At 69.4% G+C, this 14,600-nt stretch carries 14 protein-coding genes and 1 pseudogene; 5 read left to right on the forward strand and 10 right to left on the reverse strand.

All coding sequences use genetic code 11. The features are described from left to right. Positions 1-147 precede the first annotated feature (147 nt). From M878_RS60710 to thyX, 3 genes are all read right to left on the reverse strand, one after another. Complete coding sequence (locus tag M878_RS60710; RefSeq protein WP_023546312.1) at positions 148-1,833, reverse strand: ribonuclease J; 1,686 nt, start codon at positions 1,831-1,833, stop codon at positions 148-150. 165 nt (positions 1,834-1,998) lie between these two features. Beyond that, positions 1,999-2,898 carry a 4-hydroxy-tetrahydrodipicolinate synthase gene (gene dapA / locus M878_RS60715; protein WP_023546314.1) on the reverse strand — a complete coding sequence of 300 codons (900 nt, stop codon included), beginning with the start codon at positions 2,896-2,898 and terminating at the stop codon, positions 1,999-2,001. Positions 2,899-3,120: 222 nt separating this feature from the next. Continuing rightward, positions 3,121-3,870, reverse strand: a complete 750-nt coding sequence (thyX, locus tag M878_RS60720) for an FAD-dependent thymidylate synthase (RefSeq protein ID WP_037730100.1) — start codon at positions 3,868-3,870, stop codon at positions 3,121-3,123. Positions 3,871-4,038: 168 nt separating this feature from the next. Here thyX and M878_RS60725 point away from each other — a divergent pair, with 168 nt between their 5' ends. Beyond that, the gene (locus tag M878_RS60725) at positions 4,039-4,275 is read left to right on the forward strand and encodes a hypothetical protein (protein WP_023546317.1); all 237 of its coding nucleotides are present in this window, start codon (positions 4,039-4,041) and stop codon (positions 4,273-4,275) included. A 90-nt stretch (positions 4,276-4,365) separates the two neighbouring features. Continuing rightward, positions 4,366-4,920, forward strand: a complete 555-nt coding sequence (locus M878_RS60730; RefSeq protein ID WP_023546319.1) for a phage holin family protein — start codon at positions 4,366-4,368, stop codon at positions 4,918-4,920. A gap of 113 nt (positions 4,921-5,033) precedes the next feature. On the opposite strand, the gene M878_RS60735 is transcribed toward M878_RS60730, so the two are convergent. From M878_RS60735 to M878_RS97445, 6 genes are all read right to left on the reverse strand, one after another. Then, positions 5,034-5,486, reverse strand: coding sequence for a tetratricopeptide repeat protein (locus tag M878_RS60735; RefSeq protein WP_023546321.1), 453 nt, complete (start codon positions 5,484-5,486; stop codon positions 5,034-5,036). A gap of 13 nt (positions 5,487-5,499) precedes the next feature. After that, entirely contained in the window at positions 5,500-6,252 is a 753-nt protein-coding gene (gene dapB / locus M878_RS60740) for a 4-hydroxy-tetrahydrodipicolinate reductase (protein WP_023546323.1), read from the reverse strand. A gap of 26 nt (positions 6,253-6,278) precedes the next feature. Next, the gene (locus M878_RS60745; protein WP_023546325.1) at positions 6,279-7,658 is read right to left on the reverse strand and encodes a M16 family metallopeptidase; all 1,380 of its coding nucleotides are present in this window, start codon (positions 7,656-7,658) and stop codon (positions 6,279-6,281) included. Next, entirely contained in the window at positions 7,655-9,877 is a 2,223-nt protein-coding gene (locus M878_RS60750) for a polyribonucleotide nucleotidyltransferase (RefSeq protein WP_023546327.1), read from the reverse strand. The genes M878_RS60745 and M878_RS60750 overlap by 4 nt, the downstream gene beginning before the upstream one ends. A gap of 315 nt (positions 9,878-10,192) precedes the next feature. After that, a complete protein-coding gene (rpsO, locus tag M878_RS60755; protein ID WP_023546329.1) occupies positions 10,193-10,480 on the reverse strand; it encodes a 30S ribosomal protein S15 in 288 nt (95 codons plus the stop codon). A gap of 412 nt (positions 10,481-10,892) precedes the next feature. Further along, complete coding sequence (locus M878_RS97445) at positions 10,893-11,060, reverse strand: hypothetical protein (protein WP_023546333.1); 168 nt, start codon at positions 11,058-11,060, stop codon at positions 10,893-10,895. 300 nt (positions 11,061-11,360) lie between these two features. Here M878_RS97445 and M878_RS60760 point away from each other — a divergent pair, with 300 nt between their 5' ends. Next, a complete protein-coding gene (locus M878_RS60760) occupies positions 11,361-11,657 on the forward strand; it encodes a DUF397 domain-containing protein (protein WP_023546335.1) in 297 nt (98 codons plus the stop codon). A 48-nt stretch (positions 11,658-11,705) separates the two neighbouring features. Here M878_RS60760 and M878_RS60765 read toward each other — a convergent pair whose 3' ends face one another. Further along, on the reverse strand, positions 11,706-13,205 hold the full coding sequence (locus tag M878_RS60765) for an outer membrane protein assembly factor BamB family protein (protein ID WP_023546337.1): 1,500 nt from the start codon (positions 13,203-13,205) through the stop codon (positions 11,706-11,708). A gap of 214 nt (positions 13,206-13,419) precedes the next feature. Between M878_RS60765 and M878_RS60770 the strand changes: the two are divergent. Next, positions 13,420-14,099 (forward strand): annotated as a pseudogene (locus tag M878_RS60770) (hypothetical protein). Between the two features lie 335 nt (positions 14,100-14,434). Next, positions 14,435-14,600 (forward strand): SCO5717 family growth-regulating ATPase (locus tag M878_RS000000101805; RefSeq protein ID WP_425347929.1); only part of this gene is annotated, 166 nt, incomplete at its 3' end.

Raw genomic sequence — 14,600 nt, forward strand, 5'->3', positions numbered from 1 at the left:
GAGTCGGGTTTTCCACCGCTTCCGGGCACCCGCGTCCAGCGCATGAAGTGCTGGGGTTCCCGGTTGGGCAGAGCCGTAAACGTACTGGAGCGGGGCGCCCCGATGCAAATCGAGGCGCCCCGCTCCGGGCTTGCAACCGACGAGGCGTCAGACCTCCACGACCACAGGGAGGATCATCGGCCTGCGGCGATAGGTGTCCGAGACCCACTTGCCGAGGGTGCGCCGGATGAGTTGCTGGAGCTGGTGGGGCTCCACGACGCCGTCCTGGGCGGACCGCTCCAGCGCTTCCGTGATCTTCGGGAGGACGTCGGCGAAGGCCGAGTCCTCGATGCCGGAGCCGCGCGCCTGGACGTGCGGGCCGCCGGTGATCTTGCCAGTGGACGAGTCCACGACCACGAAGACGGAGATGATGCCCTCGTCGCCGAGGATCTTGCGGTCCTTGAGGGCCGGCTCGCCGACATCGCCGACGGAGAGGCCGTCGACGTAGACGTAACCGGCCTGGACCTTGCCGGAGATCTTGGCCTTGCCCTCGACCAGGTCGACCACCACACCGTCCTCGGCGATGACGATCCGGTCGTGCGGGACGCCGGTGAGGGCGCCCAGTTCTGCGTTGGCGCGCAGATGGCGCCACTCCCCGTGCACCGGCATCAGGTTCTTCGGGCGGCAGATGTTGTAGAAGTACAGCAGCTCGCCCGCGGACGCGTGGCCGGAAACGTGCACCTTGGCGTTGCCCTTGTGGACGACGTTGGCGCCCCAGCGGGTCAGGCCGTTGATCACGCGGTAGACCGCGTTCTCGTTTCCGGGGATCAGGGAGGACGCCAGGATCACCGTGTCGCCTTCGACGATCCGGATCTGGTGGTCCCTGTTCGCCATCCTCGACAGCGCCGCCATCGGCTCGCCCTGGGAGCCCGTGCAGACCAGGACCACCTCGTCGTCAGGGAGGTCGTCCAGCGTCTTGACGTCGACCACCAGGCCCGGCGGGACCTTCAGATAGCCGAGGTCTCGGGCGATGCCCATGTTGCGGACCATCGAGCGGCCGACGAAGGCGACCCGGCGGCCGTACTCGTGGGCCGCGTCCAGGATCTGCTGGATGCGGTGGACGTGGCTCGCGAAGCTCGCCACGATGATCCGCTTGCGGGCGCTCGCGAAGACCTGGCGCAGGACGTTGGAGATGTCGCGCTCATGCGGGGTGAAGCCCGGGACCTCGGCGTTCGTGGAGTCGGTGAGCAGGAGGTCGATGCCCTCCTCGCTCAGCCGCGCGAACGCGTGCAGGTCGGTGAGGCGGTTGTCCAGCGGGAGCTGGTCCATCTTGAAGTCGCCGGTGTGCACGGCCATGCCGGCGGGGGTGCGGATGGCGACGGCCAGGGCGTCCGGGATGGAGTGGTTGACGGCGATGAACTCGCAGTCGAAGGGGCCGATGCGCTCGCGCTGACCCTCGGCCACTTCCAGGGTGTACGGGCGGATCCGGTGCTCCTGGAGCTTGGCCTCGATCAGGGCGAGGGTCAGCTTGGAGCCGATCAGCGGGATGTCCGGCTTCTCGCGGAGCAGGAACGGGACACCGCCGATGTGGTCCTCGTGGCCGTGGGTGAGGACGATGCCCTCGATGTCGTCGAGGCGGTCCCGGATGGACGAGAAGTCCGGCAGGATCAGGTCGATTCCGGGCTGCTCCTCCTCGGGGAAGAGCACTCCGCAGTCGACGATCAGCAGGCGGCCGCCGTACTCGAAGACCGTCATGTTCCGGCCGATCTCGCCGAGGCCGCCTAGCGGGGTGACCCGCAGGCCGCCTTCGGGGAGCGGCGGGGGCGGACCGAGTTCAGGATGCGGATGACTCAAAAGACTCTCCTCACCACACGCGCCACGTACCGGTCGGGCACGTGGCGCGCATGACGTTCGTGCAGAAGCAGTTGTCGTTGTGGGGTGCGGGCACCGGTGGCCCGCTTTGTTCTGTTGTTCTTCAGTTGTGAAGCTTGTGAACCTCGGGTGGTGCCAAGTCTGTTGTCAGAGCTGTACCCCGCCGGCAGCAAGATCGATCTTGAGCTGGGCGATCTCCTCGGGCGAGCACTCGACCATGGGCGAGCGCAGGGGCCCTGCGGGCAGGCCCTGGAGCGCGAGCGCGGCCTTGGTGGTCATGACGCCCTGGGTGCGGAACATGCCGGTGTAGACCGGGAGCAGCTTCTGGTGGATCTCGGTGGCCTTGACGACGTCACCGGAGACGTAGGCGTCGACCAGGGCGCGCAGGTCCGGGGTGACGAGGTGGCCGACGACCGAGACGAAGCCGACCGCTCCCACGGAGAGCAGCGGGAGGTTCAGCATGTCGTCGCCGGAGTACCAGGCGAGGCCGGACTGGGCGATGGCCCAGCTGGCGCGGCCGAGGTCGCCCTTGGCGTCCTTGTTGGCGACGATCCGGGGGTGCTCGGCGAGCCGGACGAGCGTCTCGGTGTTGATCGGGACGCCGCTGCGGCCGGGGATGTCGTAGAGCATGACGGGCAGGCCGGTGGTGTCGGCGACGGCCGTGAAGTGCCGGTACAGGCCTTCCTGCGGGGGCTTGTTGTAGTACGGCGTGACGACGAGGAGGCCGTGGGCGCCGATGCGCTCGGCCTCGCGGGCCAGCTCGATGCTGTGGTGGGTGTCATTGGTCCCGACCCCGGCGACGACGTGGGCGCGGTCGCCGACCGCCTCCAGTACGGCTCGTACGAGGTCCGCTTTCTCCGCGTCGGTGGTGGTGGGGGACTCGCCGGTGGTGCCGTTGATGATCAGGCCGTCGTTGCCTGCGTCCACCAGGTGGGCGGCGAGCCGCTGCGCGCCGTCGAGGTCGAGTGCGCCGTCCGCCGTGAAGGGCGTGACCATGGCGGTGAGGACCCGCCCGAAGGGGGTCTGCGGAGTCGAGGTCGGAGCCATGGGTAACACGCTACTCGGTGCTCCCAGCGTGGTCTGCCCTTGGGGTACCGGGAGAAGTCAGGACAAATGCGGAGCCCGGCACTGCCTGCTCGGGGGTTCAAGCAGTGCCGGGTCCGTTTGATCAGGCTAGATGAACTTCTCCAAATGCCGCAATACGGACACTTCGCGCGGTTGATCCGTACATCCGTTCCTGGTGGGGGAACAGGGCTTCGTAGTCCTCAGTTACGGGGCCACGCGCCCGTTCGCGTTGAAGGCGGCGTACGTCAGCGGCATGAGCTTCGCCCACTCCGCCTCCATCTTCTCGCCGACCATCTCGATCTCCCGCTGCGGGAAGGACGGCACCGTGGCCAGTTCATGCTGGGTACGCAGGCCGAGGAAGTGCATCAGCGAGCGGGCGTTACAGGTGGCGTACATCGAGGAGTAGAGGCCCACGGGGAGAGCGGCGCGGGCGACCTCGCGGGCGACGCCCTCGGCGAGCATCTTCTGGTACGCCGCGTACGCCTGCTCGTACGACTCGTGCAGGGTGCTGCTGACCGCCTCGTGCTGGGCCGGGGTGCCCTCGACGAAGACGTACTTGCCCGGGCGGCCCTGCTGTACGAGCTTGCGGTCGGTGCCGGGGACGTAGAAGACCGGCTGGAGCTCGCGGTAGCGGCCGGACTCCTCGTTGTACGACCAGCCGACCCGGTGCCGCATGAACTCGCGGAAGACGAAGATCGGGGCGCTGATGAAGAACGTCATCGAGTTGTGCTCGAACGGGCTGCCGTGCCGGTCGCGCATCAGGTAGTTGATCAGGCCCTTGGAGCGCTCGGGGTCCTTCTTCAGCTCGTCCAGGGACTGCTCGCCGGCGGTGGAGACGCGGGCGGCGAAGAGGACATCGGCGTCCGAAGCGCTGGACTTCACCAGCTCGACGGTGACGTCACTGCGGAACGTGAGCGACTCGGGGGTGGTCACGGGGGTTGGGGTCCTTCCCATCACAGCTGTGGTTCGCGCCCACCTTACGGGGCCCCCGGCCGGGCCACGGCAGTACCTCGCCCCAGAAATCCCACCATGGATTTTTTCCGACATGGGCACCTTTTGTGTCACTCGAGCGTCTGTACCGGTGAGAGCTGCTCGTTCGACCCCGAAAGGAGACGTACCGCGATGTTCCGTCGGCGCGAGCCCGTACCCTTCGCCTTCCTGGCCGAGGCGGAGAGCTTCCGCAGCAATGTCACTCCCCCGCCCCGTCCGCGGGCGTCCTTCGGGGAGATAGCCGGGCGTTGGCTGCTGGGCGCCACGATCGTCGCGGGGCTGGTGGGAGCCCTGATCCTCGCCATGCCGGCGATGTCCACGCCGTCCAGTACGCCGACGCAGCAGTCCCAGGCCTCCCAGGGGCACTGACCCTTCCGGCCGCCCTCGGGTGGTGAGCGGGCACACCGGCGGATAGCCTCACCGGGCACAGCCCACGCGAGGATCGAGTGAGGACCCGCCGTGCCCCTGTCCTTCCTGACGGCCGACCGCACCTTCGAGGCCGCCCCCGAGAGCGCGTTGTCGTACGACGACCGGGAGCGCTGGCGGCGCCCCTACCGTCCCGGTCCCTGGCGTGTGGGTATGGCGGCGCTGGTGCTGCTAGTGGCCTCCTTCGTGCTGTTCGCCGCGGTGGTCATCGCCCTGACCGGCTCGGTGCCCTCGGCGGCGACGGTCCTGGTCGTGGCGCTCCTGGTCATCGCCGGCGCGCTGCGGCTGCTGCGTATGGGTGTGTGGGTGAGCAGGCACGGGCTGCGGCACGTCGGTTTCCTGGTGACGCGTACGGCGCCCTGGGCACGGGTGATCTCCGTGCGGACGGTGCAGCAGCCGGTGCGCTGGCTGGGGCTGCCTCGCACGGTGCAGGGGCAGGCACTGACGCTCGTCCGCAAGGACCGGCCGGCCGAGGACACACCTCCGCTGCTGACGACGCACACGATGGACTTCCTGGGCCGCCCGGTCGCGTTCGACCGGGCCGCGGACACGGTGGAGGCTTGGGCGGCGGAGTACGGACGCGGCTGACCGAATGGTGCCCTGCGCTGGTGCGGGCCCGGGTGGAGTCGGACGCTCTCGCTGAGAGGTGCCGCTGCCCAGGCACCCCTGTAGGTCAGACCTGGTAGGCCAGACCTGGTAGGTCAGACCTGGACGGGCCGTCCGTCGTGCAGGGCGATAGCCCGTTGCATCGCCTTGCGGGCGCGTGGGGTGTCGCGGGCGTCGTGGTAGGCGACGGCGAGGCGGAACCAGCAGCGCCAGTCGTCGGGGGACGCCTCGGTCTCGGCCTTGCGTCTGGCGAAGACCTCGTCGGCGGAGTCGCGGTCGATCCGGCCGCCCGGGGTGCGCCGAAGCTCGTCCACGGGCAGTCCGCCCTGGGCGTCAAGTTCGGCGGCGAGCTGATTGGCCTTGCGGACGAACTGGGTGTTCTTCCACAGGAACCACACTCCGATGACCGGCAGGATCAGCACCGCGATCCCGAAGGTGACGGTGAGGACCGTGCCGGACTGGATGAGCAGCACGCCGCGGCTGCCGACCAGGACGAAGTAGAAGACCAGGACGGCGGCCGTGACGAGGTAGGTGATCTTCGCGCGCATGACGTCTTCAGGCTCAGCTCAGGTCCAGGAAGTGTTCCAGGCCGAAGGTCAGGCCCGGAGTGGTCACCACGCGGCGGGCGCCGAGCAGGATGCCCGGCATGAAGCTGCTGTGGTGCAGGGAGTCGTGGCGGATGGTGAGGGTCTCACCCTCGCCGCCGAGCAGCACCTCCTGGTGGGCCAGCAGGCCGCGCAGGCGTACGGCGTGGACGGGGACGCCGTCGACGTTGGCGCCACGGGCGCCGTCCAGGGCCGTCGCCGTGGCGTCCGGGGCCGGGGCGGTGCCGGCGGCCCGGCGGGCCTCGGCGATGAGCTGAGCCGTGCGCGTGGCCGTACCGCTCGGGGCGTCCACCTTGTTCGGGTGGTGCAGCTCGACGACCTCGACCGATTCGAAGTACGGCGCGGCGATCTGTGCGAACTTCATGGTCAGGACGGCGCCGATGGAGAAGTTCGGCGCGATGAGCACACCGGTCTGCGGGGACGCGGCCAGCCAGCCCTCCAGCTGCGCGAGGCGCTCCTCGGTCCAGCCCGTCGTACCGACGACCGCGTGGATGCCGTGGCGCACGCAGAAGTCGAGGTTCTCCATGACGGAGTCGGGGGTGGTCAGCTCCACAGCGACCTGGGCTCCGGTCTCCGCCAGCGTCTCCAGCTTGTCGCCCCGGCCGAGGGCGGCGACCAGCTCCATGTCCTCGGCGGCCTCGACCGCCCGGACCGCCTCGGACCCGATCCGGCCCTTGGCACCGAGGACCGCCACGCGCAGCTTGCTCATCTTCTTCGTTCCTTACGGGAGGTGGGTCAGGCGACGGCGTCGTGCAGGCGGGCGGCCTGCTTGTCCTTCAGCGGGCCGATGACCGACAGCGACGGGCGCTGTCCCAGGATGTCGCGGGCGACCGAGCGGACCTCGTCCGGGGTGACCGCCGCTATCCGGTCCAGCATGTCGTCGACGGACATCTGCTCGCCCCAGCACAGCTCGCTCTTGCCGATACGGTTCATCAGCGCGCCGGTGTCCTCCAGACCGAGGACGGTGGAGCCGCGGAGCTGGCCGACGGCGCGGGCGATCTCGTCGTCGGTGAGGCCGTTGACGGCGACATGGTCGAGTTCGTCCCGGCAGATCTTCAGCACATCGTGCACCTGGCTCGGCCGGCAGCCGGCATACACGCCGAACAGGCCGCAGTCGGCGAAGCCGGAGGTGTACGAGTACACGCTGTAGGCGAGGCCGCGCTTCTCCCGGACCTCCTGGAAGAGACGGGAGGACATGCCGCCGCCGAGGGCGGTGTTGAGCACGCCCATGGCCCAGCGGCGGTCGTCGGTGCGGGCGAGGCCCGGCATGCCGAGGACCACATGCGCCTGCTCGGTCTTGCGGCCGAGCAGTTCGACCTTGCCGGATGTGCGGATCGTACGGCGGCCGTCGCGCGGGGCGATGGGCCGCGCGTCCTGGTTCCTGAAGGCGCCCGCCTTCTCGAAGGCCGCACGGACCTGGCGTACGACCTTGTTGTGGTCGATGTTGCCGGCACAGGCGACCACGAGGTGGGTCGGGTCGTAGTGCTTCTTGTAGAAGCGGCGGATGCGGTCGGCGGTGAGGGCGTTGACCGTGTCGACCGTGCCGAGGACCGGGCGGCCGAGGGCGTTGTCGCCGAACATGGTGTGCGCGAACAGGTCGTGCACACAGTCGCCCGGGTCGTCCTCGGTCATCGCGATCTCTTCGAGGATTGCGCCGCGTTCGACGTCGACGTCCTCTTCGAGGATGAGCGAGCCGGTCAGCATGTCGCAGACGACGTCGATGGCGAGCGGCAGGTCGGTGTCGAGCACGCGTGCGTAGTAGCACGTGTACTCCTTCGCCGTGAACGCGTTCATCTCGCCGCCGACGGCGTCGAGGGCGGCGGAGATGTCCAGTGCGCTGCGCTGCTGCGTGCCCTTGAAGAGCAGGTGTTCCAGGTAGTGCGTGGCGCCGTTCAGGGCCGGCGTCTCGTCGCGGGAGCCGACGTGCGCCCAGATGCCGAAGGTCGCGGAGCGTACCGAGGGCAGGGTCTCGGTGACGATGCGCAGGCCGCCCGGGAGGGTGGTCTTGCGGACCGTGCCGATGCCGTTCTGGCCCTTGATGAGGGTTTGGGTACGGGCGACGGCCCGCGCCTCCGAAGAGGGGCGGGCCGTCACCTTGGAGCTACGGGACGTCACTGCTCGGCGTCGTCCTTCGTGTTCTCGTCGTTGCCTTCCTCGCCCTCGATCACGGGGATGAGGGAGAGCTTGCCGCGGGAGTCGATCTCGGCGATCTCGACCTGGACCTTCTGGCCCACGCCGAGGACGTCCTCGACGTTCTCCACGCGCTTGCCGCCGGCCAGCTTGCGGATCTGCGAGATGTGCAGCAGACCGTCCTTGCCGGGCAGCAGGGAGACGAACGCACCGAAGGTGGTCGTCTTGACGACCGTACCGAGGTAGCGCTCGCCGACCTCGGGCATCGTCGGGTTGGCGATGCCGTTGATCGTGGCGCGGGCGGCCTCGGCGGAGGGGCCGTCGGCGGCGCCGATGTAGATGGTGCCGTCGTCCTCGATGGTGATCTCGGCGCCCGTGTCCTCCTGGATCTGGTTGATCATCTTGCCCTTGGGGCCGATGACCTCACCGATCTTGTCGACCGGGATCTTGACGGTGATGATCCGCGGGGCGTGCGGGCTCATCTCGTCGGGCCGGTCGATGGCCTCCATCATCACGTCGAGGATGTGCAGGCGGGCGTCGCGGGCCTGCTTGAGGGCCGCGGCCAGGACGGACGCCGGGATGCCGTCCAGCTTGGTGTCGAGCTGGAGGGCGGTCACGAACTCCTTCGTGCCGGCGACCTTGAAGTCCATGTCACCGAAGGCGTCCTCGGCACCGAGGATGTCGGTGAGGGTGACGTAGTGCGTCTCGCCGTCGATCTCCTGGGAGATCAGACCCATGGCGATACCGGCGACGGGGGCCTTCAGCGGCACACCGGCGTTCAGCAGCGACATGGTGGAGGCGCAGACCGAACCCATGGACGTCGAGCCGTTGGAGCCGAGGGCCTCGGACACCTGGCGGATCGCGTACGGGAAGTCCTCGCGGGCCGGCAGCACCGGCACGAGGGCGCGCTCGGCGAGGGCGCCGTGGCCGATCTCGCGGCGCTTCGGGGAGCCGACGCGGCCGGTCTCACCGGTGGAGTACGGCGGGAAGTTGTAGTTGTGCATGTAGCGCTTGCGGGTCACCGGGGAGAGGGTGTCCAGCTGCTGCTCCATGCGGAGCATGTTGAGGGTGGTGACGCCCAGGATCTGCGTCTCGCCACGCTCGAACAGCGCGGAACCGTGGACCCGCGGAATGGCCTCGACCTCGGCGGCGAGCGTACGGATGTCCGTGACGCCACGCCCGTCGATGCGCTTCTTCTCCTTGATCACGCGCTCGCGGACCAGCTGCTTGGTGAGCGAGCGGTACGCGGCGGAGATCTCCTTCTCGCGCCCCTCGAACTCCGGCAGGAGCTTCTCGGCGGCGAGCCCCTTGACGCGGTCCAGCTCGGCCTCGCGCTCCTGCTTGCCGGCGATGGTGAGCGCCTGGGCGAGCTCGGGCTTGACCGCGGCGGTCAGGGCCTCGAGGACGTCGTCCTGGTAGTCCAGGAAGATCGGGAACTCGCCGACCGGCTTGGCGGCCTTGGCGGCGAGGTCGGACTGGGCGCGGCAGAGCACCTTGATGAAGGGCTTCGCGGCGTCGAGACCGGCGGCGACGACCTCCTCGGTCGGCGCCTCGGTGCCGCCCTCGACCAGCTTGATGGTCTTCTCGGTGGCCTCGGCCTCGACCATCATGATCGCGACGTCGCCGTCCTCCAGGACGCGACCGGCGACCACCATGTCGAAGACGGCGTCCTCGAGCTCGGTGTGCGTCGGGAAGGCGACCCACTGGCCGCGGATCAGCGCGACGCGGACGCCGCCGATCGGGCCGGAGAAGGGCAGACCGGCCAGCTGCGTGGACGCGGACGCGGCGTTGATCGCCACGACGTCGTACAGGTGGTCGGGGTTGAGCGCCATGACCGTGCAGACGACCTGGATCTCGTTACGCAGGCCCTTCTTGAAGGACGGGCGCAGCGGGCGGTCGATGAGGCGGCAGGTGAGGATGGCGTCCTCGGAGGGACGGCCCTCACGGCGGAAGAAGGAACCGGGGATCTTCCCGGCCGCATACATCCGCTCCTCGACGTCCACCGTCAGCGGGAAGAAGTCGAGCTGGTCCTTGGGGTTCTTGGAGGCGGTGGTGGCCGACAGCACCATGGTGTCGTCGTCCAGGTACGCCACGGCGGAACCGGCGGCCTGCTTGGCCAGGCGGCCCGTCTCGAAGCGGATGGTACGGGTGCCGAAGGCGCCATTGTCGATGACGGCCTCGGCGTAGTGGGTCTCGTTCTCCACTAGCGTTTTCTCCGTTACATATCGTCTTTCGTCCCTTGGCTGCCCGTGTGGCAGGGGGACGGTGGTGGAGAAGCGCGCCGTCTGGTGCGGGCCGGTCTTCGATCGAAGCACCCGGGGCTCGCTTCCCCCGGGGGCCACTACCGAGGACCGGCGGCGGCGAGGTGCGCTTCTCCATGTTCGTTGCCGTGCTGTGTCGTACGTTTTGCGTTGTGCTACCACACTACAAAGCGTGAGTGACACTCCGCACGTTTCCGCATGTACGACGAAGGGAGCGGTCCCCGGCTGCTACCGGGAACCGCTCCCCTTCACGGCGTCTTACTTGGCGCCCGCCGCACCACGGCGGATGCCGAGGCGGTCGACCAGCGTACGGAAGCGCTGGATGTCCTTCTTCGCCAGGTACTGCAGCAGGCGACGGCGCTGACCGACCAGGATCAGCAGGCCACGACGGGAGTGGTGGTCGTGCTTGTGGGTCTTGAGGTGCTCCGTCAGGTCGGAGATCCGACGGGAGAGCAGAGCGACCTGGACCTCGGGGGAGCCGGTGTCACCCTCCTTGGTACCGAACTCGGAGATGATCTGCTTCTTCGTAGCGGCGTCGAGCGACACGCGTACTCCTCATAGTCTGTGAGTGGCCACCGAGTGCCCCCGGTCTTCGTCTCGGGGGAGCTTCCGTTACTCGGAAGGCGGGGTCCGCTGCGCGCGGCCACCGGAACCGAGGGCTCCGGGGGTGCGTACACGAACGGCCGTCAGTCAGGGTACCAGGGTCCCCGGGCGGCCCAGGTACGTCCGTCCCCCGGCGCTACACGGGCCTCTGCGCGCCTCAGGGCGCGCCGGCTGGAGCGGCGTACGGCGAGAAGGCGCCGGCCTCACGGTAGGCGATCAGCTCGCCGCCGCTCGTCCTCAGTGGGTACATCCGGCCGCCCGTGCGAGAGGAGGTCGGTCACGAGGTCGTCGCCCGCGGCGACGGCGACCGCGGCACTGCCGTGCCGGGTGGCGGTGCACAACGGGCCGGGGAAAGTCAGCTCCAGGTCTCCCGTCCGCCGTACTGCCCCTTCTTTCCCGAGGTGAGGGCGATGCCCTGGATGTGGTTCGCGGAGCCCTTGGCGAAGGTGCGGTCCGTGGCCCAGGCGCCGGGCGCGTCGACGGTCGCGCCGACCTGACGGATCGTCTTGGTGTACTGCAACACGCCTCTGCCCCGGGGGCGCGGGCGCGGTCTCCACGGTCCGGCGGACCGCGTCGGGTGCCCGCACTGCCGTCGCGGGACGCCCGTCCGACGACCGTGCACCAGCCGGCGCCGGCCAAGCTCACACGGCCGGACAGGACAGCACCACGAGCGCCGAGCAGCGGTTGTCTACGGCGCCTGCGCGGTGCACGAACGGGCAGCGGTGCCGGGGGCCCTGTCACCCGAACCGCTAACCAGCGGGAATCTGGGCCATTAGGGTGAGTCACACTGCTCGCCGGTACTCAGGGAAGGACCACAGCCGCGATGGCCGACGTCGAAGACAAGGAACTCAAGGCACGCAAGGAGCGGGAGCGGGACGAGCTGTACGCGCTCGACATCTCGGGCGTCGAGTGGCACTGCGCGCCGGGTACGGAGGAGCACGAGGAGCGGGTGGAGATCGCGTACCTGCCCGGCGGGGCGGTGGCGATGCGCTCCTCCCTCGACCACGGCACCGTGCTGCGCTACACCGAGGCGGAGTGGCGGGCGTTCGTACTGGGGGCGCGGGACGGGGAGTTCGATCTGAAGCCGATGCCGCACAACGGGGGACTCGACGTGCGGTGAGACGCCGTTGAGAAGGGGCGGCACGCGTGCGTGCCGCCCCTTCGCGTTTCAGTGCTTCAGCCCCGCGGTACCCACTCCGATCACCGACAGCACCGGGTCCTTCGGGTGGACATCGTCGCGCGTCAGCTCGCGGCGGGCGAAGAAGGCATGGCCCTGTTCGTAGAGGACGACCGCCTGGTCCGGGTCGCTGAGGGCGCCCGCGTCGTTCTCCGGGAGGTGGAACAGGAGGTAGGGGGTCTCCTTGCCGGTGCGGGGGCTCCAGTCGACCATGGCCGCGGGCTGGACGTCGTCCAGGGTGCTGCGGTACATGATCAGGTCGTCGCCGTTGGTACGGACGGGGAAGACCGGCTGGAAGGGCCGGCCGTCGAACCTGGCGACGGCGGTGCCCTTCCTGAGGTCGAATGCCGTGATGTGGTTTTCGGGCTTGGTGATGTCGGTGTCGTCCTTGCTCCTGACGAAGATCCGGTCACGGCCGACCGCCATGCCGTAGCACTTGTCGACGAGGCCGAAGTACATGCCGACGTCGCAGTCGGGCTGGTACTTGCTCATCGAGATGGTGGCCAGCCGCTCGCCGCTCTTCGCGTCCAGGGTGATCAGGTCCGTGACCAGGGTGTCCCCCGCCGCCACGGCGAGCACCGGCGGGTCGGAGGACGGCAGATAGACGTCCTGGACGCCCTTGCTCACCGGGTACTGCCACACCGCCTTGCCGGTGCGCGGATCCAGCTTCTCCACCCGGTACGTGGTGTTGGCCGACTCACCGCACCTGACGAGAGCCAGCAGGGCGCGGCCGCCGGCGTAGCCCCCGTCGTGGCACTGGGACGTGGCGAGAGTGGTGTTCCACAGCCGCTTGCCGCTGTCCATGTCGTACGCCACCGACCCGAGGTCCCAGGCGATGGCCACGACGCCCTCGGTCAGGGCGATGTTGGTGTTGGTGACATAGGCGAAGTCGGCCGCCGGCATCGTCTTCTGCCAGAGCTTCTTGCCGGTGTCGAGGTCGACCATGAGCACCTCGTCGCAGACACCCGACTTGCCGGACTTCTGGGCGCGCGCGGGCTGGACGACGACCGCGGTCCGGCCGTCGGCGGTGACATCGCGGCTGACGGCGCAGACAGGGCCGTCGAGTTGCAGGGTCCAGGCAGCCTCGTCGGAGTCCCACTGGGAGCCGATCCGGTAGCCGTCTATCCGGTCGGCGACGGCTCGCGCGAGGATCTCGCCCGTGGCCCAGGTGCCGGGCGCGTACCGCGTCTGATGCGTGAGCTTGGCCTCGTCGTGCCTGACGACGACCTGTCCCTCCGGGGAGATGGGGACCTTCTCCGCGGTGTCACGTACGGCGTCCGGGGCCTGCTTGACCGCCTCGGCGTCGGTCCGGCCCCGGGTGTGGCCGGCCGAGTGGTACCAGATCAAGCCTGCGCCAAGGCACATGACGGCGGCCGCGCCCGCGGCGACCCCGCCGAGGACGCGTTTACGGCGTCTGGCCCGGGACTGGTCCGCGGCCAGTGTGGACTGGGTGTACATGGACGAGGTGGACGAGGGTGGGCCGAAGCTCACGCTGCTGAATCCTTTTCTTCGCCGCCCCGGGAGAGGCTGCAGGCCGACGGGGCGAGTCTGGGTCACTTGCTGGTCATCGCGTACATGTCGAACATAGCGAGCGCCAGGGGCACCGACGTCGGGAGGACGAGTGCGGCCCGGCAGACCAGGGCCGGCCCGGCCCGGCTCGACCGCGAGCAACTGCCCGTAATGCCGGTCAAGTTGCCCCTCGCAGGTGCGCGGTGACGACGATTCCGACGACGTCCGCGATGCCGGGCACGGGGGCGGATACGGGTGCTGGTGCGGGGGCGGCGGTGTGGTGGCCGGTGTCGACGCCGAGGGCCGGCCGGCCGTGCTGGGCATCAATCGGCCGACGCCGTACGACGTCGTCCTGATCGGCGGGCTGTGGACCGCTCAGGTGCCGGCGCCGCGCTCGGCGGCCACGGGCGCCCGGGTCGCGGTGGAGACGGGCAGGCCTCAGGCGTGGATGCGGATGGTGCAGGCGATGGGCGGCGGGCAGATCGGTCTGCCCGTGTGCGACGTGGGCCGGGTGCCACCGCAGGGTGCCCCGGCCGGTACGCCCGTGCTGGTGGTGCGGGACTACGGTATGCGGCCGCCGCGCGGACGTGTGGTGTCCGGGCCCTGGCAGTCGGTGCTGCCCCTGCTGACGTATCCCAGCCCCGTCGCGCCCCGGTTGCTGCGGCAGGTGCGGCTCGCGGGCATCCGGCGGGTCTCGCCGGACGAGGCCCCGAGCTGGGGCGCACCATGGGACTGACGCGGGCCGAGATGGAGTCGCTGCCGGCGTTGCCCGGTGGTGTCACCCTGTGGTGCACGGATCGTGACCGGCAGTATGTGCCGCCACAACCCACCGATCCTGAAGTCGGATTGTTGGGCGCACCGCGCCGGATGGACTGAACTGCCCGTATCTGACCCTTTTGTTAGTCACATGTGCGTTTCCTGTTCGTCACTTGTCTGCCGATTGCTCCCTGATTTCTCCACCCAAGCCCGGCGGCCGGTGCGGTGGTTCGGGGCGTTCGGGCTCGGCTCGAAGGTGGGCGGGCCTGCCGAGGTACGGCTCGTGGTGATTAGGCTGGGAGCGGGCGCGATGCACGACCCGTCGACCGGTCGTCGGTGTCCCAGGGGGAGAACCGCCGGATCGGGCTGCCCCGAACGACTACGGACGACTCGGAACGACACGACATCGTCGCCCCGGCACGGCATGAGGGTGCTCGACCACACCAGGAGGAACTGTGAGCAGCGATCGGGACGGGATGCGCGGGGGCTGGGCCACACCCGGCGATGACCAGCCCGACGCGGAGTCCGCCATCGAGATGACGGGCGAGTTCACCATCGACTACGCCCCGCCCGCCTGGTACACGCAGAACGCGTCCGGCGCGTCCGGCGCGTCCGGCGCGT

It is taken from the genome of Streptomyces roseochromogenus subsp. oscitans DS 12.976 (assembly GCF_000497445.1).
Taxonomy (GTDB): Bacteria; Actinomycetota; Actinomycetes; order Streptomycetales; family Streptomycetaceae; genus Streptomyces; species Streptomyces oscitans.

Bases quoted from the DNA above. Each gene is read 5' to 3' on its own strand.
- dapA (WP_023546314.1), bottom strand. From the start codon at position 2,898: ATGGCTCCGACCTCGACTCCGCAGACCCCCTTCGGGCGGGTCCTCACC.
- thyX (WP_037730100.1), bottom strand. From the start codon at position 3,870: ATGGGAAGGACCCCAACCCCCGTGACCACCCCCGAGTCGCTCACGTTC.
- M878_RS60725 (WP_023546317.1), top strand. From the start codon at position 4,039: ATGTTCCGTCGGCGCGAGCCCGTACCCTTCGCCTTCCTGGCCGAGGCG.
- M878_RS60735 (WP_023546321.1), bottom strand. From the start codon at position 5,486: ATGCGCGCGAAGATCACCTACCTCGTCACGGCCGCCGTCCTGGTCTTC.
- dapB (WP_023546323.1), bottom strand. From the start codon at position 6,252: ATGAGCAAGCTGCGCGTGGCGGTCCTCGGTGCCAAGGGCCGGATCGGG.
- M878_RS60760 (WP_023546335.1), top strand. From the start codon at position 11,361: ATGGCCGACGTCGAAGACAAGGAACTCAAGGCACGCAAGGAGCGGGAG.